Raw genomic sequence first — 26,172 nt, 5'->3', positions numbered from 1 at the left:
AACTTTGAATCACAGTGATTAGGAGTACATCATGAATACTAAGGTTGTCACTGCACATGTACCTTTACAGCTAGCTGATAAAGTTGACGAATTAGCGCAACGTCTAGAGCGCTCTAAAGCTTGGGTTGTGAAACAGGCTCTGACGGATTGGGTCGTCATGGAAGAAGAGCGTCACAAACTGACACTGGATGCGTTGGCTGATGTTGACAATGATCGGGTTACTGATCATCAGTCTGTTCAGGCCTGGGCGGAAAGCTTAGGGAGTGAGTCTCCTAAGGACCTACCAGGGTAATGGAAATAAAGTGGACCAGTAAAGCCCTTTCCGATTTAAACCGACTTTATGACTTCCTTGCGCCCGCAGATGCCACTGCTGCGGCAAAGATAATTCGTTCATTGACCAGTGCGCCTAACATATTGTCAGATCAGCCAAGACTGGGGGAGCGACTTGATGCTTTTGAGCCCAGGGAAGTTCGCAGGCTCTTGGTTGGCAGCTATGAGATGCGATATGAAATACAAGAATATACTATGTATGTGCTTCGTATCTGGCATACTCGAGAGAAACGCTAAAAAAGAGGCCCGTCGTAAGCGTTACCTCAAAWACAAGCGTTAATACAGCCAGTGACATGACAACCAGTCTCATGCCAAAGGGGTATTCGGCCCCTTTGGCAAGGATGCAGCTAGACTTTAAATTGCCCCACTAATTGTTGCAGCGCCGTATTTGCCGCTTGTAAATCATGTGCTCGTTGCTCGGTGGTTTGTCCGTGTTGATGCAGTTTGGCAACGATATCACGGATAGACGTCATGGTTTGGCTGATATCCTCGGTGACTTGGCTTTGCTCGGTGGCCGCCGTGGCGATTTGCGTACTGAGTTCGTCAACCTGCGTCACCGATTGGGTCATGGTGTCGATCCGCTGTTCAACCTGTTGGCTCCGCTCTGAGGATGAGACGCACTGCTCTCGAGTATTTTGCATGGATTGACTAGCCTGTGTCACGGCCTCACTGACCTGTGCCAACATCTTATCAACTTCACCCGTGCTCTGTTGTGTCCGCGAGGCGAGGTTTCTTACCTCATCCGCAACGACCGCAAAACCACGCCCTTGCTCACCCGCCCGAGCCGCTTCAATCGCCGCATTCAAGGCCAGTAAGTTAGTCTGTTCTGCAATATCACCAATCACGCCGAGAATGGATTCAATTGCTTTAGTATGCTCTCGCATTTGCGCGACTTTTTGCTCACTGGTTTCCACGTTATCGACGAGGGCTAAGACACTGCGTGTCGATGCCTGCGTCTCTTCACGCGCTTGCTGGGCTTCTGATTGCATCTGACGCGTGACATCATGGCTTTGATTAACGTTTTCCGCCACATCAGAGGCAGAGGCACTCAGCTGATTAATCGCGGTAGCCACGCCTTCGGTTTCTCGCAAATGAGCCTCTAACGTCGATAGTGTTTGGCTTGCGTCATGAGCAATTTGCTCAACATAGTTGGAGCAGGTTTGATTTGCGCTCATCACTTTCTGTACTAAATCTTGCAAGTACGCGATGAAATCATTCACTGAGTGAGAAATATTATCAAGCTCATCATTCCCTTTAATTGGCAAGCGTAGTGTGAGATCCGCATCGCCTGAAGATAAACTATCCACGTTGTGCTTAAACGTCTCAAAGCGGCTATGAAGTCGCTTAAAGGCAATGAGCATGATCACGAGCAATAGGCCAATCAAGGGTAACTGGATCCAAGCAAGGGTAGTAAGCATTTTATCGCTCAGCGCCGTGAGTGCCGAGGTTGGTTTAGCAACGACGAGCGTCCAGGGCGTACCAGGGACTGGCGACAACAATAAGGTTTGCTCTTGGCTTTTACCTTGAAAAGTCACACGTTGCGTTTGTTGATTCAAGGCCGTCTCAATGGCTTTGGCAAAAGGCGTGTTAAAACCTGACACCGATTTAAGTACATCATCACGCGTGAAGCCCCCGCGGCTTTGGCTAAGGATCTTTCCATCAGATTCCACAATAGCAATCTTGGCATCTAATGCCTTTTGCTTCTCGGCGACCAATTGATTAAAAAAGCCAAGCGTGACATCAATGGTGGCCACACCGTATAAGTCACCTTGTTGATAAATTCCCATGGCGCAGTTAGTACGAGGCTGCGCACTCGCTCCATCTTTGTACGCATTGGCCCAAACACATTCTCCCTGAGGGGCATTTTGGCCCGCACGGTGCCAAGGTTGGGTGTAATAATTCGGGGCCTCGTCACTATTCCAGTAGGTATTCTCAACCAGTTGCCCACTTTCATCACGATGATAAAAGGTGGAGGCGCGCTCAACGCCTGCGAGACGTTTGTTAGGCAGCGGCCATATACCGCCCCCGAATACCAAAGGGTTGCCGTACTGATCAATCAGGTGCGGTAACTGGGTATCGATTTGGGCGCTGGTTAACGTTGGGATTAGTTGCGTAATAGCCCGTTGCTGCGCTTTGACCTCACGCAGTGCAAAGGTAATATCACGCCCAACTTCAWTCAGGCTCAGCTTAAGCCTTTCTTCTCCCTCTTTTTTTAGCGTTGGAGCAATCCATGTCTGAATGCTAAATATCGTCAGGATCGTCGCAATCAGTATAAATACGATCAATCCGATACTGTATCGGCCTTGTATGGTGGCAAACGGTGATCGAGTAGTCTGCATGAACATTCCCTATTTGTCTCCAGCTTCGGGACACGAGTATAAGACACCAAACTCTAATGTTGTAAAAAAAGCATGGGGGAACATCACATTATGTGTGCACAGTTATAAAAAAAGCCCGTCTTACCAAAGTATGACGAGCCTATGAGAATACTTCTACCTGACCAATGACCTAACGAGTAACATCCACCAGCGCATCGGCCAGCCTATCAATGTGACGTTCTGCTAGGCCGGCAACATTAATCCGGCTATCACCGACTGCATACACGCCGTGTTTGTCGCGCAACTGATGGATCTGCTCACCAGTCAAACCAAGTACGGAAAACATACCACGATGGTGTTGGATAAAATCAAAATAACCGTCACCGGTGCGATCGCGAAGGGCTGACGTCAGGCCTTCTCGTAAGGCATTAATGCGGGTGTTCATGGCTTTAATTTCATTGCGCCATTGCTGCGTAAGCGCATCATCCGTCAAAATGGTTTCGACAATTGCGGCACCGTGATCCGGTGGCATGGTATAGGTGCTGCGCGCCAGTTGCATGATGCGCCCTTTCGCATTCTGCGCTTCTTGGGCAGATTTACCCACCACAATCGCCGCGCCGGTGCGCTCACGATACAAGCCAAAGCTCTTAGAGCACGAGGTGGCAATCAACATTTCCTCAACGTTATCGGCGAGAGTACGCAAACCACGCGCATCTTCCTCTACTCCATCGCCAAAGCCCTGGTAGGCAATATCCACAAACGGTGTAAAGCCATTACGGTTTGCAAGCTCGGTAATCGCTTCCCATTCTTTCAAGCTGATATCAGCCCCCGTGGGGTTATGGCAGCAACCGTGTAGCAAGACCACATCGTCCGCACCGGCCTGTGACAAGGCGTTAAGCATGGCATCGGTATCCACCATTTTGGTGTCGCGATTAAAATAGGGATAGAATTTTACCGTCAGGCCCGCCGCTTCCATGACAGGTTTGTGATTCACATAGCTAGGATCAGTCAGCCATACCGTGGTCACCGGCTTAGCCAAGTTCATCAAATCGGCCAGCATACGCAGCGCACCACTTGCGCCTGGTGTTTGTACCGCAGCGCAGCGATCATAGGCATCTGTCCCTTTGAGCAGAAGATCAACCATGGCTTGGTTGAAATTTTCATTACCTGCCAGCCCAACATAGGCTTTGGTTTGTTGGCTTTGTGCCAGTGATTGTTGCGCCGCTTTAACCGCTTGCATGATCGGCGTTTGACCGTGACTGTCACGATAAACGCCAATGCCCAAGTCCATTTTATGCTCGCGCGGATCGTCACGATACGCCAATGATAAGGAGAGAATCGGATCCTGCTGAGCAGGCGAGAGCAGATCTAACATAGTATTACGTCCTTTTAAGCTTGGATGCTCAAGATACGCTATACCCTACCCCATGCGGGGAAATTGGCAACCTCTTAACCATGATTCTCTTACCCTTTTCGGGCTCGCTCGGACAGAAAGTGTACGCATTGATTGGCACTTCCCCGCCACACCAAATGAGGATCCGCCTCATCTTGGATAAACTTGCCGTCAACTAATACATCAACCAGATCGACAACATCTCGCTGTTTTGATGACAATTCTGCCAATGTATAGCCTGTCCACAGCCAAATGTCTTTGCTCGGTGCGCGGCTGACCACCTCTTGTAACAATTCTTTTACACTGTCGATATTGGCAGGATGAAGCGGATCACCGCCACTTAATGATAATCCTCGGCGCGGGATCCGTGAATCGAGTAAGTCTTGAACAATCTGCTCTTGCATCAGGTCAGTGAAAGGATGGCCGCTGTTCAGCGGCCAGGTGGCTTTGTTGTAACAACCACGACATTGATGTTCGCACCCCGACACAAACAAGGTACAACGTGTGCCAGGCCCGTTAACCACATCAACCGGAAGGTATTGGTGATAATTCACGTCTTCCCCCTACATGTGTTTCACACGGCGAATCACTTCTTGTTGTTTGCCCGGATTAAAAGGTCGCGTATCAGGGCTGCCTAAATAGCCGCACACACGTCGTGTCACTGACACACGTGCCGGATCGTGATTGCCACACGCAGGACAGGTAAAGCCTTTGCTCGTACAATCAAATTCACCGGTAAACCCGCACTCGTAGCACTCATCAATCGGCGTGTTGGTCCCATAATAAGGCACGCGATCGTAGCTGTAGTCCCAAACGTTCTCTAACGCTTCTAAGTTGTGTTGAATGTTGGGGTATTCCCCGTAGCAAATAAAGCCGCCATTGGCTAAGCGTGGGTAATCCATCTCAAAATCGATTTTATCGTAAGGCGTCACCTGCTTTTCCACATCCAAATGGAAACTGTTGGTGTAATAGCCTTTATCTGTCACGCCCTCAATCACGCCAAACGCCTGGGTATCGAGCTGACAAAAACGACTGCACAAGTTTTCACTTGGGGTGCTGTACAAACTAAACCCATAGCCTGTTTCGGCTTTCCAACGCTCAGTGGCATCGTGAAGATAAGCCACAATCGCCTTGGCTTTCTTTTGTTTCACCACGCTGTCGTAGATGTGCGGCGCGCTACCGTACAGCGCATTGATGGTCTCGTGCAGGCCAATGTAACCGAGCGAAATGGACGCACGTCCGTGTTTAAAAATCTCGCTGACATCATCGTCTGGGTTCAAACGGATACCACATGCACCTTCCATATATAAAATCGGTGCCACCCGCGCTTTCACGCCTTTAAAGCGAGCAATCCGGGTATCGAGTGCTTGGCGCGCAAGGTTTAGTGTCGCATCAAGGCGGGCATAGAACTCTTCCTCATCTCCTTCCGCTTCAATGGCCAAACGCGGCAGGTTGACACTCACAACCCCTAAATTGTTTCGGCCTTCATGCACCAGTGCACCGTCTTGTTCATAAGCACTTAAAAAGCTGCGACACCCCATTGGGGTTTTAAAGGATCCGGTGACGGATACCACTTGGTCATAGTTAAGAATATCGGGATACATGCGCTTAGACGCACACTCGAGCGCCAATTGCTTGATATCGTAATTGGGATCATCGGCTCGACGGTTTAAGCCCTCTCGGATACAGAACACGAGTTTCGGGAATACCGCTGTTTTGCGATTTTCCCCCAGACCCGCAATGCGATTGGCTAAAATCGCACGTTGCACCGCACGCGCCGCCCAGGATTCACCGAGCCCCAAGCCAAACGTCACAAAGGGAGTCTGTCCATTGGCGGTATGTAAGGTGTTAACCTCATACTCCAACGATTGAAAGGCATCAAAACACTCTTTGTCGGCGCGCGCACGTGCGTACGCTTCAGGCTCCTTAATTGCCCACTCACGCGCGACCAGTAAGTGCTTTTGATAACTGGCTTCCACATAGGGTGCCAGCACTTCATCAATGCGGTTAATGGTGGTGCCACCGTATATATGGCTGGCGACTTGCGCGATGATTTGGGCGGTCACCGCGGTGGCGGTGGCGATGGATTTGGGCGGTGCAATTTCCGCATTGCCCATCTTAAAGCCTTTTTGCAGCATGCCAGCCAAGTCAATGAGCATGCAGTTGAACATCGGGAAGAAAGGCGAATAGTCCAAATCATGATAGTGAATTTCACCTGACTCATGGGCTCTTACTACGGCACTGGGCAGCATATGTTGTTTGGCGTAGTGTTTGGCCACAATTCCCGCAAGCAAGTCGCGTTGCGTCGGGATCACTTTACTGTCTTTGTTGGCGTTTTCGTGCAGCAATTCAGTGTTAGTTTGGCCTACCAGCCCTTGTACTTCATGATTCAAACGGCCACGGCGCTCACGGGCGATATCTCTATCATGACGGTACTCAATATAGGCGCGCGCCACCGCTTTGTGCGGCCCAGCCATCAGCACATCTTCAACGGCATATTGAATATGATCGATATCCACTTCGGCATCGCCAGCAAACTGTGTCGCAATCGTATCGGCTAACCGTCGGATCTCATCGTCTCTCAGTTGACATTGCTCAGCATCACGCATCGACTGCGCTGACTCGCGTGCACAAGTCACCGCCTGGACGATTCGAACTGCATCAAATGGGACGCGCGTTCCATCGCGTTTAATTACCGCTGGCATATGCCCTCCACACCATATATAGGATATAAAATAAAATAAAAACACAAGATGTGGCATTAGATAGCAATTAGGGGATTCATTGTGTTGACACAGATCATCGAAGTCTCGAATAACCTTCGTCAGGCGAACTAAATGCCTATCTGTGCCGCAATCTCACTGATCTTCGTTATGATAGTTATCAGTTAAAATCAAAGGTTCTCCGCAAAGTGCTACAATGCGCCAGTGCATGCCCAACATTTCCAGTAGGATCACAGAGAAACGCGTAATAATGAGGTATCCACCATCGTACTTCGAGTTTTAGGCCTGCTCGTCCTTGTCGGAATATTTTCAGCCCCTAGCTATGGGCTGACAGTGGCAACATGGAATTTTGAGTGGCTGACCTTAAAGGACGATCAGCGGGCAGGCATCCGTCATCAAGATGACTATCAACAGCTGTCGTCGATCTTTGTTCAACTCGCTCCCGATGTGTTGGCTTTTCAGGAGGTTGATAGTCCTGAGGCGCTGGCACGTGTCGTTCCCGCGGAGGATTATACTGTCTATTTTTCCGACCGCTATGCAGAACTTAAAGCACGCTCCCAAAGCCAGCAGCTCACCGGAATTGCCGTGCGCAAAGGTTGGAAGGTGGAGGATCCTAACGATCTGCGTCAAATCGCGCTGCCGGGTTTTTTTGGCGTCCCATCGCTGCGGTATGGCACCTATTTAGTGGTTACGCCGCCTAATCAAGAGCCAATACATATCCTCTCAATACACCTGAAATCTGGGTGTTTCAAACAAACCCAAGCCTCACGGAGCTGCGAGAAACTGCGCAAGCAATTCAGTGTGTTAGCCGATTGGGTGCTTGAACATAGAGATAAAAACATTCTCATTGCTGGCGACTTCAATCGCTATATCAGTGATAAACAGGATCCCTATTGGCAACAATTTCGCCAAGCCCTCCTTGAAAATACCTCCGCCCCACCCGATATTGTTAATGTCACCCAAAGCGTGCGTGCACGGTGCAAAGCGAGACGCTACAACTGGCGCACCCAAACGTGGAATCAAGTGATGTATAGCCGTTTGGTCGATCATATTTTGGTGTCTGAATCACTGGCTTCTCGGTGGCAATACAGCTTTCAGCATCATTTTGCCTATCACAAGGTGATGAACTATCGACTTAGCGATCACTGCCCGGTGGTGGCARCGTTTAAAGCCAATGAGCGCTAAAAGCGATTGACCTCCCGAAAAGATTGCGAGAGGCTAGCGCATTGTCATGGTGATGACATAAAGGGTCGTTAGCCTCCCTTCATATGGACTGTTGAAGTCACCCAAGGAGAAAAAATGGATAGCTTACAACATCAAGTCATCCCGACCGATGACGATTTATTAGCCGATTATCTCGGTGATATTGGCGTGCTTCACGGCCAAGATGCGCGCAGTGACAACGACGTATTTAGCGACGACATCGAGGACGCCACACGATAGGCATCGATGTTGCGTTTCTAACATCACGCTGACAACCACACTCTCGCGCCGTAGTAGGTTGTTAGTACATTCACCCACATGCCTGATGCACTATGAAAAAACGTCTTCCTATCGCGCTCTTTTTTCTTTCTTTTTTATCATTCCACGCCTCTGCCGCACCTGAACTTATCGCCAAATCCACACTCGATTTTGGCGACTTTGAGGAAACGGCCAACGTAGAGATACAAGGCAATATTCAAGAAGATGTCTTACGCCTGGCCGAACGCGGGGTGGAAAAAGAAGAAGCGGATTATTTCGTGATCGATCAGGTTAGCGAAGATACCAAGAAAGATCTCTTAGTGGTCTCGGTGACGCTTTATCGTGAGCACACCACAGACACGCAAAAAAGCCTAGAAGCTCGCCTCGGCTAATCCGTTTTCGAGACAGGCAGGTTGTCGCTTGCCTGTTTTCCTCTCTGCCTTACTCCGCTCTCTGCCATTTGCTACACTTGCCGCTCTTAATAAAACTAGAATGAGCAATGTCGTGATTGGAACCTTAGATAAGATGCGCACAGAAGCCGGCGCAGAGGTACAGTACTTTCTGCGTGTCGGTGACGAAGAGCTGCATCTCAACCCTCTCCTTGGACAAACACTAACCCTGACCCACACTGGCAATATCTTTTGCGATGCCTGTGGGCGAAAAACCAAGAAAAGCTATTCGCAAGGCCACTGCTACCCCTGCATGAAAAAACTCGCCCGCTGCGACATGTGTATTATGAAACCGGAAACCTGTCACTATGCACAAGGTACCTGTCGCGAGCCCGAGTGGGGCGAGCAATTTTGTATGACCGATCATATTGTCTATCTTGCCAACACCTCGGGATTGAAGGTGGGTATTACCCGCGCCAACCAAATGCCCACACGTTGGCATGATCAAGGTGCCACGCAAGCGCTCCCTCTATTTCGGGTGAAAACACGCCAGATTTCCGGGCTAGTTGAAGTCGCGCTTGCGCAACATGTGGCGGATAAAACCAATTGGCGTGCTCTTTTAAAAGGCGATAATGCTCAGCTTGATCTCCATGCCGAAGCAACGCGTCTGACCCAAGCCATTGAGTCAGATCTCGCTGATATTCGCCTGCAATATGGTAGCGATGCCGTGCTGCCCGCCGAGCTGGATGCCCTAAGCTTTAGTTACCCTGTCACTGAACACCCTTCCAAGATAAACTCACACAATTTTGATAAAAATCCGGAAGTAGGTGGAGTGTTGCAAGGCATTAAAGGTCAGTATCTGATATTTGATACGGGCGTGATCAACGTGCGCAAGTTTACCAGCTACGAAGTGACCGCCTCGCTCAGCTAACGGCGCATCAATTAGCATCAAACAAACCGTGCCAGTGGTCGTGACCACTGGCACGGTGTTGGTGAGGCGACTACTGAGGTTGGATGCCCGTCATATCTGAAATTAACGCAATATGTTGTGCGCTTAACGGCAGTGACCAACGGACATCACCGGCATCGGCCACCAGCACATTGGCGTCGGCGATAATCTGTAGCGAGTCGGATTGCACCTGCATGCTCAATTTCATTGCGGGCAATTTGATCACCACCTCATGGGCGGTCACGATCAACTTACCTTGCTCGATATCAACCACCATTAGGCGCGTTCCTCCAAAGGCTTATCGGCGCGTTTATCGCTAAGCACCGCCATCGTAAGCCGGCTCACGCACACATCTCGGCCTCGTTCATCCTGGATGGTGATATTCCACACCTGCGTGGTTGCGCCGAGATGCACAGGGGTTGCTACGCCAGTCACCGTGCCTTCTCGCATCGCACGCAGATGATTCGCATTGATATCCAACCCGACGCAGTACTTTCCTTCCGGCACACACATGTTCGCCGCCAAGGAGCCCAATGTTTCCGCGAGCACGACAGACGCCCCGCCATGGAGCATACCCAGCGGCTGATGCGTGTGCGGGGCCACCGGCATGGTGCCCGTTAAGCTGTTATCGTCAAATGCAGTGTATTCAATACCCAAATGCGCGACCAATGTATTGGCTGAAGAGGCATTTAACCCCGCTAACGACATGTCTTTTTTCCAAATACTCACAATACTTTCACCCATTGCTGTTTATCCCGATGGAAACGAAAACGCTGCGCGAAACGCGGACTACCAAGCTGCGCCCAACGCAGCCTGCGCGCATCAGTAGACGTTAAGCCAAGAAGCCAGTACATTAGCACTCTGATAGCTTTGCTAATAATCACTGCGACTGTGGCGCAAAACGATACAGGAAATGACCATGCTACGCACTGCCAAAACCGTCATGTTATCGCTATGCCTGATGGTCGTGCTTTCATCTTGCTCTCACTCACCAACAGGACGAAACCAGCTGTTGCTCTTTTCCGGTGATGACATGGCGAACCTCGGACAACGCTCGTTTGAGGAGATGAAAAAGTCGCAACCTATCAGTGACGACCAAGCCATCAACGCCTACGTGCAATGCGTCACCAACGCCATCTTAAAAGTCGTACCACCGCAAACCAACTTCTCGGAATGGGAAGTAGTGGTATTCGACAGCGATCAAGTTAACGCCTTTGCCCTTCCCGGCGGCAAAATCGGCGTTTACACCGGACTGCTCGATGTGGCACAAACCTCGGATCAATTAGCCGCGGTGATCGGTCATGAAATTGGTCATGTTTTAGCCGACCACAGTAATGAACGTCTTTCTCGCTCTCAACTTGCCGCACTGGGGCTAACGGTTACTGGTATGTCTCTATCAGATAGCCCTCACGCCGCCATGGCAATGGCAGGTTTAGGGCTTGGCGTGCAAGTCGGTATTTTGCTGCCCTATAACCGCGCTCAAGAATCAGAGTCAGATAAAATTGGCCTGCAATTAATGCACCAAGCAGGGTTCGATTCAAGTGCGAGCGTTGCCCTGTGGCAAAATATGGCAAAAGCATCCAAGGGCGCAACTCCGGAGTTGCTCTCAACTCACCCATCACCTGATACCCGTATTAACGCGTTACAAACGGGCGTCAGCCAATTGCCCAATATCCCTCATCGCTTAACTGCAAACTGTCAGCGACCGCCATCAACGCAATAAAAACAAACATTTCCTTAACAAAGTGAACATCATCACAAAGCCTGCATACAAACGCGGGCTGCGCGTCATAGCGTGAGAACAGCCCGTCGTCGTCACACAAAAAATTAACCTATATGTTACGATTAAGTTTTATTAGAGGACGAGTGACGATACGCGTGATGAAGCCGCTTTTCATCTTGTTTTTTTTGATGTTGCAGGTGCCGTTTGCCTTCGCAACGGCACAAGAGACAAACGATCTTTTTGAGCAGCTGTTTGAGAAGCATGCATTAGTCATGCTGCTCCTTGATCCTGATACGGGTAAGATAAAAGCGGCTAATCCAGCCGCCAGCGAGTTTTACGGGTATTCACAGCAGACGCTGAGCCAAATGAATATCGCCAGCATTAATGCGCTGTCCCCCGAAGCGGTCGCTGAAGAACGTAAGCTGGCGGCATTAGAGGATCGAAACTATTTCATTTTTAGTCATACGCTATCGGACGGCACAACCAAAACAGTGAGGGTGTCGTCGATACCTATTGTCTACCACGATGAACCAACCCTTTTTTCAATTATCACCGATATCAGCGATTATCGTGCCACCCAAGAGTCATTGTGGCACTATCAAAATCGACTCGAGCAAATGGTGGCACAACAGACCGAGCAAATTGCCAAGCAAAAAAATGACCAACTGATTTTTACATCCTTGATTATCGTTGTACTCGGCGCAGGGCTTGCGACAATGTGGTTTGTGCTCACTAAATCACGACGCACCGAGTATGAGCGGCAATTGGAGCGTAAACGCTTAGATGAAATAATCCGCGGCACCCATGTGGGCACGTGGGAGTGGCATATCCCTAGCGGAGAACTGGTCATCAACGAGCGCTGGGCAAAAATTTTGGGTTATCAACAGCACGAGCTAATGCCCGCATCCTTTGAAACCTGGGAAAAGCTTTGTCATAGCGACGACTTCGCGCGCGCGTCTAACGAGCTTGATGCCGCCTTCAGCGACACTAACCCTTTTTATGAGTGCGAATTTCGTATGCTACATAAAGAGGGTTTTTGGGTCTGGATTTTGGCAAAAGGCAAAATCATGGAGTGGGATCGCGACCACAACCCGATTCGCATGGCGGGCACGCACCAAGATATCAACGAAACCAAGCGTCTTTATCTGCAGTTTGAGCATATGGCGCATACCGACACCCTGACAGGTGCCCTCAACCGCGTTGCGTTTAAGCAGCGCGCGGATATTGTGCTGGCGCAAGCACGCCAACAGGGCGCACATTTTGCCCTACTGTTTATCGATCTCGATGGCTTTAAGAAAATAAACGATACCCATGGCCATGATGCCGGTGACAGTGTGCTCATTGAAACCACCGAACGGATGGGACAAAGTATCCGTCATTCGGACACCCTCGCTCGCCTGGGCGGCGACGAGTTCGCGGTGATTTTAGAGTACACCAGCCATTCAAAAGATGCCGCTCGCGTCGCCAAGAAAATCATCGCCTGCCTCAATCAGCCGTTCAAGGTGGATGAGCAGCAACAGGCGCATCTATCAGCCAGTATTGGTATAGCGTGCTACCCGGAACACGGCGAGTCGGTTGAGCAACTTCTTAACTGCTCCGACGCCGCCATGTATTATGCGAAGAAATCGCTAAAAGGCGGCACTTATGCCGTCTGTGACCCTGATAATCATGCAACCACGAGCAACAACCGCGGGAAACAATCACTCTAGACACTCACGGTTGGCTATTTTGAGATGCTTATTTTTGCGCGGCTTGTTGTGATGGTGCTGTGGCACGCGGCGTTTGGCTCGCCAACGCCTCATTGGTCACATCCTGGATGGAGATAAACATGTGATTGACCTCACCCCGTGTATTCGCCATTGGGTGCATGGTGACGTTTTGATACATAAAGGGGAGCTGACCGGTGATCGGGCGAACATGACGACAACGGAACAAATACGGGCGTTGCTGCCAGACAATAAAACTGCGACAACGGAGATCGAACACGGGTTGCGACTTGGCTCGAAACCAAGGCTCATTAATTTCCGGAAACACCTCGAATAACGAGCGATTTTGCACGTCTTTGGCGTGTTTACCGCTATGGTGGACCATAAAGCCGTTCCACATTTGGATGTGGAAGTCTCTGTCTAACACAATCAATCCCATGTCGATGTGCTGTACCATGTCGAGCATCCAATGGAATTGGTCAAAATCTTCTGTGCTCATCACATTACTCCTCATCCATTAGGTAGGCCAACTTCGCATCGAGCAGCGGCAAAGACTCATCCAGTAGCAATAGTAACAAATCGCATTTTATATCTGTTCCGTCTATCTGATAGCTCACCTCAATGGTTACTGTGCGTTTCCAAGACCCTTTCATCGCCGCTATCAACTGATCCACTTCAGCGTGCTGACCCAAGAGCGCCGGATAGCTTTGCGAAAATTCGAGTGCGCCTTGATCGCCTAAGCCCTTTAAAAAAGCACTAATCAGAATATTGCTAATATCTACCAGCAATTCGAGCTCGTTGTCGACCGACCCATCCTCGGGATAGTCCAGCAATTTCACCATCTCGGTAATACTGGAATCACTGATCAGCATCAGGGCTTCGCCAGCGATCCCTTCCCCACTAAAGCCCTGACACACACCGTTCATAGTATTTGATTGTGCCAAGTGCCGGATCGTCATGGTCAGCTCAGTCACTTCAAACACGTTCACCTGTGGCAGCGGCACGTGGACGAACACCCCACAATGTCGGGCAAGTTTATCTGCTGCCTGCCCCATGGCGATATTCACCACTTCCATGTAAATATCTCGGCGACTGAGTTTTTCTGTTGGCGCATGTGAACGCTTGGTCTCTGACGCAGAGGCAGTGGATAAATACGCTTTGATTAATGCTGCGACGCGCTCACGACTGATGGGCTTTTTAACAAAGTCTTTCGCGCCCCGCTCCAGCACTTGCTGCTGAGCAAGCGGCTGAATGTCGCCTGAGACCACCACGACAGGCACCGTCATCCCGGCTTCTTGCATTGCTTCGAGCGTTTGGAATCCATCAAGTTCCGGCATCGTCAAATCAAGAAACATGATGTCGATCGGCTGACTACTTAAAACGTCCAACGCCACGTTACCATTTTCGGCAAAATGTACATCGGCGTTCAAGTGATCGGGGAGTGTTCGCGCTAGCTGCTTGCGCGCAAGCGCAGAATCGTCAGTGATCAGTATTTGTGTGGTCAAAAGCCTCTCCTTTCCGACTTCTTTGCTGAGAGTGTGGCTGGGTTAACACTGTAAGCATAAACCAAGATAGCGAGGAATGAGGGCAAACCAGTCAAAATGCGATGATTCTTTTGATATCAGGAGGCTACTTTTATCTTTGGCATAAATGAGTAAGGCGATCTGAGCGACTGATCAGGTTAGGGGCATGCAAGTAAAAATAATGCAAACATGTCAAACAAAGCTGAACGCATTGGTACACTTTTTCGCTGATGATCTCAGGCGAGTCGTCAAATTCACCCGTGATTAACGCTTGCCAATCCTCGGCAAACCTATCGACCATAGTAATGTCTCTCTCTGGCGCAAGGATATGGCTCAAGGCCTTTTTTATCGGGGTGATATCTTCACTCGCGGCAAAAATATTTCTCAGCGCAATAATCACATCCACCAATGCGTCCTGTGTATCTGGCTTTTTCGCCGCATTATAAAGACGAGACATAGCCAAGCGAATACCACGCGAGTCGGTGTCATCCACCAGCATACTCCAGCGCTCAATATCAACTAAGTCTGTCTCACTGATCGCCACCGGGTCGTCCGTTTCTGCTACCGAACCAAAGTCTTGGCGCCGATTATCAAGCGAGAAAGGATCGATACGCCACACCCATTCGGGAGCAACAAAAGCCTTATGCTCCCCGAGATAGCAAAGCGCCATACACAAAACAATATTCAGCTCAGTGGTTTGTTGTTCCGTCTCGGCATCGAGTACCTCTTCTGGCCAATCATCGTCCTCTAAAAAATCACCAAAGTTAATCGCAAACGCATAACCCGACTCGAGCATGAACCCGTTATCGCGACGTTTGGCCATTAGACGCGCCGCCTGTAGAACATATTCCGCAATCCCAGGGGTATAGCGGCGCACACTGCCCCATTTCGTATCCAATTCAGCCAAATTGGTGAGTGCCGCATTGCGAAAGCCCACAAACATCGGAATATGAGCAACTTCGCCATCAGCTAAGCTACGTGCCATCTCCAGCATTTCTTGCACGGTTTCCACGAACGTATCAGGGCTAACAACCCCGCGAATGCGCATCAAGTCATAGCTATTAACCAGAATCGACACGGGTAAACTGGCCAAACTAACCACGCCGCGGTGGCCACTGGCATCTTTGTAGTCGCCGCAGGTTTGCTGCGGCTCTTTCCCCGACGTTGTGAATAAGCGAGACAGAGCAGGGTCAGCGGCCATACGTTTTTGAACCTGCTTACTGACCGGAAACTGCTCAATCGCCGCGGTGAGATAACCAGCCCCTCGGTAAAAAAGGTGCGGCCGCTGTCCCGCTTTAATCAAAAATAAAGGATAAAGTTCGCCCGCCAGTTGGCAAAACGCACTGGTTAAAGGGTCTGAACTATTGATTCGCGTCGCCAGCTCACCACCTTGCTGCGCGCGCCAGACATTAAAGACGTGGCGGCCATTTTGCATCACGTGCGGCAACCGATAGAAGAAGGATTGTTCACTTTCTCCTTGCTCCACCGCAGACACACGTAAGTGGCGACAAAGCTCAATATATTGATTGAGTGTGTCGCGCTGAATCCGGCTCAAGCCCAGTTTTTGCATCAAAATTAAGCGGCCTTCCGCTTCTGTCACATTCAGGATGTAGCTCACCACGCGGTGGCCCATCGCTTTGACAAAATGCGGAATAGCCGGATAGGACATCATCGTTTCCTAACCTTGTGTTAATCGTTCACAGATATCAATACGTGCTCAGGCATCTATTATGGTATCGACATCAGCGCGGAAAACTATACCGTTCGAAGCGTCGGCCATTTCGGCCATTAAAGACATGACCCCTTTGGGTGATGTTAAAAAGTAGAGCGCTTCCATTGACTTGGCAAGCCGGGACAAACCCTGAAACACTTTTGCCCACAAAGGCGACGGTGGATGCTTGACCAAGCGATCGCACGCATCTATTCTAGCGTACAAGTGTACGCTTAAATGAATATAACGAGTTATGGATACTAAGGCTTCAACCTCTCCCCCTCAGAAACCACGCTTAATCTGGTTAAACATTAGCGTGTTTACCCTCACGTTTTTGATTGCAGTGATTGGAACACCATTGTGGGCGTGGCATCACGGCTTTGATTGGGTGCAAATTACCGCGCTGATTGTTGCGTTTAGCTTTTGTGGCCTGTCGATCACCGCCGGCTATCACCGGTTGTGGGCCCACAAAACCTATCAAGCCCATCCGGTGCTGCGCTTTATCTTCGCCATTGGTGGGGCCTTTGCACTGCAAAACAGTGCGCTTCATTGGTCGTCGGATCACCGCATTCACCATCGCCATGTCGACGACAACGATGTTGACCCCTATTCCGCTAAACGCGGCTTTTGGTTCTCACACCTTGGCTGGATGCTGCGTGAATACCACCCCAACCGTTACGGCGATTACAGCAACTGCCGCGATCTGCAAAAAGACAAGATCGTGATGTGGCAACACAAGCACTACCTTGCGCTAACACTAGCCACCAACTTTGGCTTCCCTATCGCGTTTGGTTTGCTCCATGGCGATGTTTGGGGCGCGATTTTACTGGTCGGCTTTACTCGATTGGTGCTAAGCCACCACACCACCTTTTTCATTAACTCACTGGCGCATGTGTGGGGCAGCCAGCCTTATACCGATAAAAATACCGCGCGGGATAATGGCGTGCTTGCCTTAATGACCTTTGGCGAGGGCTACCACAATTTTCACCATATTTTTGAGAATGACTACCGTAACGGCATTCGCTGGTGGCAGTTTGATCCTACCAAATGGCTGATCAAAACCGCGTCTTGGCTGGGTCTCGCGGAAAAGCTGCGCGTGACCCCCGAAGAGAAAATTGAAAAAGCGCGTGCGACAATGCAGCTTCAGCGGGCAACGCAAAAGCTAAGCAATAAGCCTAATGCCGCGCATCGCTTGCAAATCTTACAACAAGAGTACGATGCCTTGGTCGCCAAAATGGCGGACTACTACACACTGAAAAAACAGCTGTTAGCGCTCGAGCGTGACAAGCTGCGCGAAAAAGTCGAAAACGCCGAGCTAACCCAGCAATACCAAGATTTAAAGGTGCGTTTTCAGCAACAAAAACGCAGCTGGCAGGTGCTTACCGCCAAATATGCTAGCTAGACGCGACGAGCACGCGACACACACCAAACCGGCCACTTGGGCCGGTTTTTTTTTGCGGGCACGGACGCATCTCTGGCAAGCTCTGTTTATGCCCTTTAGTGGGACGGGGTCAGAAAAGAAAGCAGGATCGACTCCAGCTCATCCCACGGTAAGGCGTCGGTATCGATCACTTCGATGCGCGACTCGGCGTGTTTAATCGACATAGGTGTCACAGTAACCACCTGATTGGCGACGTTAAACGCGTAAAAACCCTCGTCTGTATTGACCACTGCTTTAATCCGTTGGGCGTTGATGTTGCTCAATAGCCCGTATAAAGCATCAAACGGAAAGCAACAGTGCGCGGCAAACAACCAGCCGCAGCTGACATAGCCCTGCCCTTGGTTCTCTTTGCGGGTATAGGTATCGTCCGGACCCAGTGCTAACGTGGTCATGGGCTCGGCATCATTGTGGTGGTGATGATAGTGCGCTTGACGAGCGTGACGCGGTAACGCAAGCCACGCGGTCTCGAGCACGCCCTGTTCAACGCCGGTGACCAAGCTTTTCTCGCCATCAAACGCGGCGACATAATCATAAAAGGTGGCGATTTGCGCCTCACTACACTGGTCAAGCTTGTTGGCCACCRCCACATCCGCGAGCGCGATTTGATCATGAAAGTTTTGATTTTCACGATAGCGCACATCATCAATACAGCGCGGATCCACCAAAGTAATGGTCGCGCTCAGCGACAAGGTGGTATCGAAAGGCGGCTGAGTCAGCTTACCGATAATGTCTTTAGGATGACCCAGTCCCGTCGGCTCAATCAAAATCCGATCCGGCTGCTCGGCGAGCAAGGTATTTAGCCCCACCGTCATGGGTAAGCCAGCCACACAACACATGCATCCGCCCGGCACTTCCTTTACCAGCGCGCCTTGTTCAGAGAGGATAGCGCCATCGACACCCACCTCACCAAATTCGTTCACCAAGATAGCCCAACGTTCATGTTCGGGTTTATTCGCCAGTAAATGACGAATCGCCGTGGTTTTCCCCACGCCAAGAAACCCAGTGATAATGTTGGCTGCGATCTGACTCATGATTCTATCCGCTCGTTACTTGTATCGGCGTAGTGTAACGGATTGCGCCACACGCGTCGCCTTTTGGTCACGCACATGGAACGTATCCATGTGTAGCTCAGTGAATGGCACAAAAAATGATGAAATATCATGCACTCACTGCAAGTGGTGATCATTACCAATAAAAGCTTGGTAGAATAAGAGGTTCGCTAACACACTTCTTAGGAGGAAGTATGCTGAATCCATCAACGGCAAAGTCGGTGATTGACCATGCTCTGTTTTTAGGCGCGGATTTCGCCGAACTCTTTGTCGAACGCCATCACTCAGGCAACGTGGAGCTGTTGTCTGGTGAGGTGGATAAAGTGAGCTCAGGGATTGATTTTGGTATTGGTATCCGGTTGTTCTTCGGTCATAAAGTGCTTTATGGCTATACCAACAGCCGCGATGAAGAACAATTGAAAAAAGTCACCAGCTTGCTGTGCGCGCGCGACAAGCGCGATCAAATTGCCACCGCTGGGCCGCTCAATTTATCCCATTTAAATGACAAGCACCCCGTGTCTGAGCCGTTATCGTCTGATCAACATGTGGCCGATAAAGTGGCGTTCTTACGCCAAGTAGATACGCGCATTCGTGCCGAGAGCGATAAAATTGCCCAAATTATTGGTCGTGTCGGCCAACGTGAGCAACAGGTCGAAATTTTTAACTCTCATGGCCTGCATGTCACAGATACCCGCCACTACACCCGTATTGCCGCTACAGCGGTCGCCACGAACGGTGAGGAGCAGTCAACGGGCTTTGATGCTCCCGGTGCGCTGACAGGCTGGGAATTCCACCAGGATATCGATCCGGTTGAGATGGGCGAGCGTGTCGCACGACAGGCGCTGGTTAAGCTTGGTGCCCAAGCCTGTCCATCAGGCGAAATGCCGGTGGTGATTGGCAACGGTTTTGGTGGCGTAATTTTCCACGAAGCCTGTGGCCACTTGTTAGAAACCACCTCGGTGGCGAAACAGGCCTCCGTCTTCCATGACCAAATGGGCGAAATGATTGCCAGCCCCGTGGTGAGTGCGGTGGACGATGGCACCTTGGCGAATGCGTGGGGCTCAATCAACATCGATGATGAAGGCATGGAAACCCAGCATACCCAGTTGATCAAAGACGGTAAGCTCACCTCGTTTATGGTCGATCATATGGGTAGCCTGAAAACCGGTTATGCGCGCACCGGCTCTGGCCGACGTGAGTCTTATAAATTCGCACCGACCTCGCGGATGCGAAACACCTTTATTGAGCCCGGTAACGACAGCTTAGACGCCATGATTGGCTCGATGGAGCGTGGCATCTATGCCAAGAAAATGGGGGGTGGCTCAGTACAGCCCGGCACCGGCGAGTTTAACTTTGCGGTGCAAGAAGCCTATTTGGTAGAAGATGGCCAAATCACCGCGCCACTCAAATCTGCCACCTTAATCAGTACGGGGCCTAAGGTGCTTAAAGAAATCAGCATGGTCGGCAAAGATCTTGCTCTTGCCGCCGGCATGTGTGGTTCGGTAAGCGGCGCCGTCCCCACCACCGTGGGCCAACCTGCATTGAAAGTCGATAACATCCTAGTAGGAGGCGGTAACGCATGAGTGAGCCAACCATTAAAGCAACCCTAAGCGATGCCGTCGATCAGGTCCTCAGCTTGGTGAAACAGCAAGGTGCGCAAGCAGACGTGATTGCCAATGCCAGCGAAAGCTTGTCACTCAAAGCCGACCAAGGCGATCTCTCTGAGCACAAAGTCACCGCCGGTCAAGTGATTGGCGTACGTGTCATCAAAGGGGATCAAGTTGCCACCAGCTACTCAGAATCGCTAGATAGCGACAGTTTGGCCAGCATGGTGAACGCCGCACTGACTAACGCAAGCTTTACCAAAGCCGATTCCGATCAGCAAATTCGCGCTGAGGGGCAGCACATTGATCAGCAAGATCCTAGCTTACTGCAAGCAGATAGCACCCCGATTGAAGACAAGATCGCGTTAGCGCTTGCCCTTGAGCAAGATGTAATCAGTCAACCCCGCGCAACGGGGGCGCCCTACAATGGGTACAGTGAGCAAACCCAATTTCAGTTGCTTGCCAATACTCTAGGCACGCGCTGCTATCACAGTGAGCGTAGCTTTAGTTGCTACACCGCAGCACTGCTCAATCACGACGGTAAGCAAGCGATGCATCTGGGCGCGTCAGTATCACGCCGCTTTGCTGATCTAGATCTCGCCCATGCGACCCAACTGGCCTACCAAACCGCTGACGCCTTGCTCGAGGGTGGCCCAGTGAAAACGGGTTCGTATCCGGTGATTTTTGAGCATGACTGTCTCAGCGAATTGCTGGGCGCCTTTGGCAGCTGTTTCTCCGGCGATGCCGCCAAGCGCGGAACCAACCCGTGGCGTGAAAAAGTCGGCAAGCCCGTTGCGGATACGGCGCTCACTATCACCGATGTGGCAAGGCTTGATGGCGGGATGCGTATTAAAGCGTTTGATAGCGAAGGCTTTGCCACCGCCGATACGCCTTTGATTGAAAACGGCGTCTTAGTCGGCTTTTTACACAACAGTGCCACGGCGCAGCATTTTGGTGTTCCCCATACGGCTAACGCAGGCCGCAGCCCCAAAGGCGGTTTGGATGTTACGTCTCGTCATGATGTGATTGCCGCAGGTCAACACAGTGATGCAGACGTGCATGCCGGTGAATACCTTGAGTTGGTGTCACTACAAGGTGTGCATTCAGGCGCGAATGCCATCAGTGGCGATTTCTCTTTCGGTGCAAGTGGGTTTGTTTGCCGAGAGGGAAAACGCGTTCGTCCGGTTCGCGGGATCACAGTGGCTGGTAACTTCTATACCATGCTCAATGAGATAGATGCTATCGGTAATACCGTGTTACCCAACTATGATGGCGCCTTCTTCGCGCCACGCATCCGCTTTGCCCGCTTATCCATCGCCGGCGAGTAATGGCGAACCCTGCAAAGGTATCGGCTTAGGCCGATGCCTTTTTATTCTCAGTTTGTGCTTCAACACTTTGTACCGCGGGGTTCATCTTCGCCGCTAAGTCGGTAAATGCCTGCATGGCGACGTCACTAGTCAGAATACGCCCATGCCCTAACCCTTCGGTGGCTAGCACAGTCACATGCGGGTAGTCAGTGGCTTTTTCGGTGACGGCAAAGGAGGCAAAACGATCATTTTTGTCGTGGGCAATCACCACCGGATGGCGGCGGCGCGACAATTTTTCTAGCGGCTCAATGGTCTCGATTGGATAACCGTGCTGCTCACCCACTTCTTGGACAATTTCATCAAACAGCTTCAGTGAATACCCCGATTTACGGACCGAGGCATATAAATTTTCACGATAATTCAGCACGGGGGCGACCAAAAAGAGCGGTAAATCATCCACCTGAGGGTGCTCGCTTTCCAACACCGCGGCAGCGCCCATACTATGCGCAATCACCCCAGACACATTATCGACTTGATCTAATACATCATTGATCGCCTGCACAAAGCCGGGAATGTGGCTTTCTTCCCCGCCACTTTGACCGTGTGCTGGATGATCAAATGCGACCGTACGAAAGCCTAGTGACGCGATATGTGCCATGAGTGGAAAGAACTGACTGGCGGATCCCGACCAACCATGCGTCAGCAACCAGGTTGGCCCAGCGCCAAGGCTATACATTTGTAGCTCTCCTTCTTGGCTTTGCACTCGAGAGCGCACCACGCCTTCAGGCTCTGCGTTCACCATAGGACTGCGTGTTGGGGTGAGAAAGAGTTTTCGTGCGACTTTTTTAGCATGGCGAGGTGCCAAGCGGTGATGACACCGGCTCACCGCCCCCACGAGAGAACGTTTGGCGCTAAAGCGGCCCGGCGTTGAAAAATACACTTTTTTACTCATGGTCATTGAATCCTTAAAATCGAACGAGTGTTCGTTTTTATACTGAAAAATATCGTTGGTTCGATACCGACACAATGTTCATTCTTATCGGGAACATTCGCGGCGGCTTTGCGCGAGCAACTGCTCGACACCATGCCAAAAGCGTGTCCCTTCCGGCGATTCGAGTGACAAACGCAGAAATAACTGGCTACTCAAATAGTGCCCATACAACTGATAGACAGCTTGCCAGGTATCAAGGTCGGCGCGAAATTCGCCGGCTTGCTTGCCCTTTTCAAACTGTGCGGCCAGGTAGTCAAGCCATTGACGGGTGACGCGCTGCAACGCCTGATGGATGGGATCATTGCTCGCACGCTGCTCATGCCACGCATCTAAAAATAAGCACTGACCCTGAAAGTGCTGATGCCAACCCATCCAATTACGCAGCAAATGTTGCAATTTGGCCTCAATACTCGCATGGTCAGCTTCGCGACTCGGGCTAATCACCCGCTCGACAAAGCGATCACCAGCAAAATGCACCACCGCGATTTGTAAGTTTTCACGCGAGTTGAAATGGGCAAATAGCCCGCTTTTTGACATTTTTACGTCGCGCGCCAAGCTACCAATCGTCAAGCTTTCCAATCCATACACGCTGGCTGACTCAAACGCGGCTTCGAGAATACGCAACCTGGTTTGCTCACGTTTCGAGAGCGAGTACGTCGGTTCACTAGATACGCCCATCTCATTAAACCTTCAAAAACGGATTGCTAAAAACCAAATGACTACGCCAGGGCACCTTGGCAGTCAACGTTTATTACCTTACCGCAACCGTCTATCCATTAATAGTACGAACGTTCGTTTTTATCCAGTCGATATGTGGATCTGTTTGCCTTCTCCACCACCGTAAGGTGTGTAAGAAAGCGCATTTTCATGAGGTTGCGCAATTTATCGACAAAAATTGCTGAAACCACATTCCATATTCTTTTTAGTTTTAACAAGTGCTTTTTTTATCTAGTAATAATGTGACATAGGTCTTCATTGCATGCACCTTCCGGCATATGATGCCAACCAATCACTAACTCTTTAATACGTTTAAACGGGGTTAGGCATTCAAATCATTATAATTCTCTAGGTTGGAACGCCGATTATGACAGTTATCCTTTTAAACCTGATTGCTTTTGCGCTGCTGCTGGCGGTGCTTGTCAAATTGCACAAGCAACAAAAATCCTTATCCACACGCGTGTTTACCGGCCTCGGCATGGGGGTTGCGTTCGGTGCTGCGCTGCAAGCGTTATACGGTGCTGACGGCGCTATCACGCGCGAAACCATCAACTACATCAATATCGTCGGCTCCGGTTATGTCAGCCTACTCAAAATGATCATCATGCCGTTGATTACCGTGTCGATTATTGGCGCGATTTTGAAAGTGAAAGACTCAGGCTCTTTAGGCGAAATCTCTAGCTTAAACATCGGCATTTTACTTGCTACCACCGCTGCTTCCGCGCTCATTGGCGTGTTCGTCAGCAGTCTATTTGGATTGTCTGCGCAAGATATCGTGCAAGGTGCGCAAGAAATGGCACGCGGGGCTGCACTTGAAGAACGCCTGGGTACCGTTGAAAACCTGTCACTGGCTGATATGGTTATCTCTTTCTTCCCGCAAAACCCATTTGCAGATTTGGCCGGCAGCCGTCCGACTTCAACCATCGCTGTAGTGATTTTCTCTGCGCTAGTGGGTATAGCCGGAGTGGCGCTTTCACGCACTCAGCCTGAACTTGGCGAGCGTTTTGAACGCTTTATGGATGTGGCTCAGGAGTTAGTGCGCACGCTCGTACGTATGATCATCGGCCTCACACCCTACGGTATTTTGGCTTTGATGAGCAAAGTGGTGGCTGGCTCAAACGTCAGTGAAATTCTTGAGCTGGCCAATTTTGTCGCCGCCTCCTATGTGGGCTTAGGTGCCATTCTAGTGATGCATCTGGTATTGATTGGCCTTGTTGGTATGAGCCCAATTCAATATCTGAAAAAAGTGCTCCCGGTGCTGACATTCGCCTTTACGTCTCGCTCAAGCGCGGCCACGATTCCGCTCAATATCGATTCACAAATGAAGAACTTGGGTAACGATCCGGCCAGCGCCAATTTCTCTGCCTCATTTGGTGCCACCATGGGTCAAAATGGCTGTGCCGGTCTGTATCCTGCCATGCTGGCGGTGATGATTGCGCCCACCATTGGTATCAACCCACTCGATCCGGGCTTTATCGCCACCTTGGTTGCGATTGTCACTGTCAGTTCATTCGGGATTGCCGGTGTGGGCGGCGGCGCGACCTTTGCGGCACTGATTGTACTCTCGGCACTAGATATGCCAGTCGCGCTAGCGGGTCTGTTGATTTCTATCGAACCATTAATCGATATGGGTCGTACCGCTGTGAACGTGAGCGGCTCAATGACGGCCGGTACCCTCACCTCTCGATTGACCGGTGGCCAAGATAAGACCATCTTCGATCACCATGAAGTGGTAAAGCAAGACACGGCAAATGCCTAATTATTGAAAACAATAAACGTTACCCATGCCACGCCCATGCGTGGCATTTTTGTGTTCGTACTGAGCCTACATAAAGCAACGTCATGCGATGACCTAATCCCTTACAACTTGTAAGAATTTATGTCAGCGATTACACTCTGCCTCATTGTTAATGCAGGGACATTCCTGCCCGTTGTGAGATAAAACATGAGTATTGAACAAACGCTTCAGGCGCGCAGTGGCGGCCAATGTGAACTATGCGCCAGCCAGGACAACTTATCTGTGTATGACGTCCCTTACTCGCCCGACACCACAGCAAACAGTTGCGTATTGGTTTGTGGCACGTGTCACGATCAGCTTCAACATCCAGACAATATCGATGTGAACCACTGGCGTTGTCTAAGCGAGAGCATGTGGAGCCAAGAGCCGGCGGTTCAAGTCGTTGCCTATCGTCAACTTTCTCGTCTTTCTAGTGAAAGCTGGGCTCAAGATAATCTCGACATGATGTACATGGAAGACGATGTCCGTAAGTGGGCAGAAACGGGGCAAGATATCGAAGAAGTCAAAGTGCTGGACGCTAACGGTGTCGCACTGCAAAAAGGCGACGACGTGACCGTGATTAAAGATTTGCCCGTTAAAGGCTCAAGCCAAGTGATCAAACAAGGCACGGTGATCCGCGGCATTAACTTGACCGACGATCCGACCCATGTGCAGGGCAAAGTCAACGGCCAAACCCTGTTTGTGATTGCGGAGTTCTGCCGCCGTAAATAAAAGGGTGGACTGTCTTGATACTCCAACGCGGCGTCCTAGCGGCGCCGCGTTAATCACGCCTCCGCACAGTTTACACTGTAAAACGTCACGCCTTCCTCATCGCTATTTTTAAACCTACGCCTTTTACCTACGCCCCAAACAACACATAGAAGAAATGTGAACTACGGCTTTATAGTCCCCGCTTCAGTAATAAGAATTGAGATCTCAGCCTTATTTGCTCTCCGCTGTTCCCATAAAAATATGAGACAGATCATAGGACATTCGCAAGTCAGCGAGAAATTGCATTCCTCCCTCATGCCGTTAAATAAGGAGGATGTGCCCTTTTCTT

Annotated in this window: 25 protein-coding genes; 13 read left to right on the top strand and 12 right to left on the bottom strand. The window is 50.5% G+C overall.

Translation table 11 applies throughout. The features are described from left to right. The first annotated feature begins 31 nt into the window (after positions 1 to 31). Both BZG13_RS10410 and BZG13_RS10405 read left to right on the top strand, forming a co-directional pair. The gene (locus BZG13_RS10410) at positions 32 to 292 is read left to right on the top strand and encodes a CopG family ribbon-helix-helix protein (RefSeq protein ID WP_077486570.1); all 261 of its coding nucleotides are present in this window, start codon (positions 32 to 34) and stop codon (positions 290 to 292) included. Beyond that, entirely contained in the window at positions 292 to 567 is a 276-nt protein-coding gene (locus tag BZG13_RS10405) for a type II toxin-antitoxin system RelE/ParE family toxin (protein ID WP_077486569.1), read from the top strand. Before BZG13_RS10410 ends, BZG13_RS10405 begins: the two co-directional genes overlap by 1 nt. A 110-nt stretch (positions 568 to 677) precedes the next feature. Here the strand turns inward: BZG13_RS10405 and BZG13_RS10400 are convergent, their stop codons facing one another. The 4 genes from BZG13_RS10400 to nrdD all read right to left on the bottom strand — a co-directional run bounded on the left by BZG13_RS10400 (position 678) and on the right by nrdD (position 6,746). After that, complete coding sequence (locus tag BZG13_RS10400; RefSeq protein WP_077486568.1) at positions 678 to 2,669, bottom strand: methyl-accepting chemotaxis protein; 1,992 nt, start codon at positions 2,667 to 2,669, stop codon at positions 678 to 680. Between the two features lie 169 nt (positions 2,670 to 2,838). After that, positions 2,839 to 4,023, bottom strand: a complete 1,185-nt coding sequence (locus BZG13_RS10395; RefSeq protein ID WP_077486567.1) for an amino acid aminotransferase — start codon at positions 4,021 to 4,023, stop codon at positions 2,839 to 2,841. 89 nt (positions 4,024 to 4,112) lie between these two features. Continuing rightward, positions 4,113 to 4,595 (bottom strand): anaerobic ribonucleoside-triphosphate reductase-activating protein, encoded by a 483-nt coding sequence (gene nrdG, locus BZG13_RS10390; protein ID WP_077486566.1) that lies wholly within the window; start codon positions 4,593 to 4,595, stop codon positions 4,113 to 4,115. A gap of 9 nt (positions 4,596 to 4,604) precedes the next feature. Continuing rightward, on the bottom strand, positions 4,605 to 6,746 hold the full coding sequence (gene nrdD, locus BZG13_RS10385) for an anaerobic ribonucleoside-triphosphate reductase (protein ID WP_077486565.1): 2,142 nt from the start codon (positions 6,744 to 6,746) through the stop codon (positions 4,605 to 4,607). Positions 6,747 to 7,097: 351 nt separating this feature from the next. On the opposite strand from nrdD, the gene BZG13_RS10380 reads away from it, so the two are divergent. The 4 genes from BZG13_RS10380 (at position 7,098) to BZG13_RS10370 (ending at position 9,545) form a co-directional block, all read left to right on the top strand. Further along, complete coding sequence (locus tag BZG13_RS10380; RefSeq protein ID WP_158074885.1) at positions 7,098 to 7,949, top strand: endonuclease/exonuclease/phosphatase family protein; 852 nt, start codon at positions 7,098 to 7,100, stop codon at positions 7,947 to 7,949. Between the two features lie 114 nt (positions 7,950 to 8,063). After that, positions 8,064 to 8,207 carry a hypothetical protein gene (locus BZG13_RS15295; protein WP_155522534.1) on the top strand — a complete coding sequence of 48 codons (144 nt, stop codon included), beginning with the start codon at positions 8,064 to 8,066 and terminating at the stop codon, positions 8,205 to 8,207. Between the two features lie 92 nt (positions 8,208 to 8,299). Continuing rightward, positions 8,300 to 8,617, top strand: coding sequence for a hypothetical protein (locus BZG13_RS10375; protein WP_077486563.1), 318 nt, complete (start codon positions 8,300 to 8,302; stop codon positions 8,615 to 8,617). Between the two features lie 100 nt (positions 8,618 to 8,717). Further along, complete coding sequence (locus tag BZG13_RS10370; protein ID WP_077486562.1) at positions 8,718 to 9,545, top strand: DUF2797 domain-containing protein; 828 nt, start codon at positions 8,718 to 8,720, stop codon at positions 9,543 to 9,545. Between the two features lie 70 nt (positions 9,546 to 9,615). Here the strand turns inward: BZG13_RS10370 and BZG13_RS10365 are convergent, their stop codons facing one another. Both BZG13_RS10365 and BZG13_RS10360 read right to left on the bottom strand, forming a co-directional pair. After that, on the bottom strand, positions 9,616 to 9,840 hold the full coding sequence (locus tag BZG13_RS10365) for a DUF3389 family protein (RefSeq protein WP_069362948.1): 225 nt from the start codon (positions 9,838 to 9,840) through the stop codon (positions 9,616 to 9,618). Next, positions 9,840 to 10,292: a hotdog fold thioesterase gene (locus BZG13_RS10360; RefSeq protein ID WP_077486580.1), complete on the bottom strand. Its 453-nt coding sequence runs from the start codon at positions 10,290 to 10,292 to the stop codon at positions 9,840 to 9,842. The genes BZG13_RS10365 and BZG13_RS10360 overlap by 1 nt, the downstream gene beginning before the upstream one ends. A 190-nt stretch (positions 10,293 to 10,482) precedes the next feature. Between BZG13_RS10360 and BZG13_RS10355 the strand changes: the two genes are divergently transcribed. Both BZG13_RS10355 and BZG13_RS10350 read left to right on the top strand, forming a co-directional pair. Then, positions 10,483 to 11,286: a M48 family metallopeptidase gene (locus BZG13_RS10355; protein WP_241824797.1), complete on the top strand. Its 804-nt coding sequence runs from the start codon at positions 10,483 to 10,485 to the stop codon at positions 11,284 to 11,286. A 158-nt stretch (positions 11,287 to 11,444) separates the two neighbouring features. Further along, positions 11,445 to 12,995 (top strand): sensor domain-containing diguanylate cyclase, encoded by a 1,551-nt coding sequence (locus BZG13_RS10350; protein WP_158074884.1) that lies wholly within the window; start codon positions 11,445 to 11,447, stop codon positions 12,993 to 12,995. Positions 12,996 to 13,023: 28 nt separating this feature from the next. On the opposite strand, the gene BZG13_RS10345 is transcribed toward BZG13_RS10350, so the two are convergent. The 3 genes from BZG13_RS10345 to BZG13_RS10335 all read right to left on the bottom strand — a co-directional run bounded on the left by BZG13_RS10345 (position 13,024) and on the right by BZG13_RS10335 (position 16,187). Beyond that, positions 13,024 to 13,491, bottom strand: a complete 468-nt coding sequence (locus BZG13_RS10345; RefSeq protein WP_069362946.1) for a PAS domain-containing protein — start codon at positions 13,489 to 13,491, stop codon at positions 13,024 to 13,026. A 4-nt stretch (positions 13,492 to 13,495) separates the two neighbouring features. Further along, positions 13,496 to 14,497: a response regulator gene (locus tag BZG13_RS10340; RefSeq protein WP_077486558.1), complete on the bottom strand. Its 1,002-nt coding sequence runs from the start codon at positions 14,495 to 14,497 to the stop codon at positions 13,496 to 13,498. A 130-nt stretch (positions 14,498 to 14,627) separates the two neighbouring features. Beyond that, the gene (locus tag BZG13_RS10335; protein ID WP_077458875.1) at positions 14,628 to 16,187 is read right to left on the bottom strand and encodes a hypothetical protein; all 1,560 of its coding nucleotides are present in this window, start codon (positions 16,185 to 16,187) and stop codon (positions 14,628 to 14,630) included. A 292-nt stretch (positions 16,188 to 16,479) separates the two neighbouring features. On the opposite strand from BZG13_RS10335, the gene BZG13_RS10330 reads away from it, so the two are divergent. Then, positions 16,480 to 17,628, top strand: a complete 1,149-nt coding sequence (locus BZG13_RS10330; protein WP_077486557.1) for a fatty acid desaturase — start codon at positions 16,480 to 16,482, stop codon at positions 17,626 to 17,628. Positions 17,629 to 17,723: 95 nt separating this feature from the next. Here BZG13_RS10330 and BZG13_RS10325 read toward each other — a convergent pair whose 3' ends face one another. Continuing rightward, positions 17,724 to 18,698: a CobW family GTP-binding protein gene (locus BZG13_RS10325; RefSeq protein ID WP_077486556.1), complete on the bottom strand. Its 975-nt coding sequence runs from the start codon at positions 18,696 to 18,698 to the stop codon at positions 17,724 to 17,726. Positions 18,699 to 18,910: 212 nt separating this feature from the next. Between BZG13_RS10325 and BZG13_RS10320 the strand changes: the two genes are divergently transcribed. Continuing rightward, a complete protein-coding gene (locus BZG13_RS10320) occupies positions 18,911 to 20,299 on the top strand; it encodes a TldD/PmbA family protein (protein WP_069362941.1) in 1,389 nt (462 codons plus the stop codon). After that, positions 20,296 to 21,648 carry a TldD/PmbA family protein gene (locus BZG13_RS10315; RefSeq protein WP_077486555.1) on the top strand — a complete coding sequence of 451 codons (1,353 nt, stop codon included), beginning with the start codon at positions 20,296 to 20,298 and terminating at the stop codon, positions 21,646 to 21,648. The genes BZG13_RS10320 and BZG13_RS10315 overlap by 4 nt, the downstream gene beginning before the upstream one ends. 25 nt (positions 21,649 to 21,673) lie before the next feature. Here the strand turns inward: BZG13_RS10315 and BZG13_RS10310 are convergent, their stop codons facing one another. After that, on the bottom strand, positions 21,674 to 22,579 hold the full coding sequence (locus tag BZG13_RS10310) for an alpha/beta hydrolase (RefSeq protein ID WP_077486579.1): 906 nt from the start codon (positions 22,577 to 22,579) through the stop codon (positions 21,674 to 21,676). Between the two features lie 84 nt (positions 22,580 to 22,663). Next, the gene (locus BZG13_RS10305) at positions 22,664 to 23,296 is read right to left on the bottom strand and encodes a TetR/AcrR family transcriptional regulator (RefSeq protein WP_077458870.1); all 633 of its coding nucleotides are present in this window, start codon (positions 23,294 to 23,296) and stop codon (positions 22,664 to 22,666) included. Between the two features lie 406 nt (positions 23,297 to 23,702). Here BZG13_RS10305 and BZG13_RS10300 point away from each other — a divergent pair, with 406 nt between their 5' ends. Then, positions 23,703 to 25,094: an L-cystine transporter gene (locus BZG13_RS10300; protein WP_077486554.1), complete on the top strand. Its 1,392-nt coding sequence runs from the start codon at positions 23,703 to 23,705 to the stop codon at positions 25,092 to 25,094. Positions 25,095 to 25,280: 186 nt separating this feature from the next. Beyond that, positions 25,281 to 25,844 carry a PhnA domain-containing protein gene (locus BZG13_RS10295; RefSeq protein WP_069362937.1) on the top strand — a complete coding sequence of 188 codons (564 nt, stop codon included), beginning with the start codon at positions 25,281 to 25,283 and terminating at the stop codon, positions 25,842 to 25,844. The last annotated feature ends 328 nt before the right edge of the window (positions 25,845 to 26,172 follow it).

It is taken from the genome of Salinivibrio sp. ML323 (assembly GCF_001995745.1).
Lineage (GTDB): Bacteria > Pseudomonadota > Gammaproteobacteria > Enterobacterales > Vibrionaceae > Salinivibrio > Salinivibrio kushneri.
Note: the sequence above shows the minus strand (reverse complement) of the source record. Positions and strands in the feature narration are given on the sequence as shown.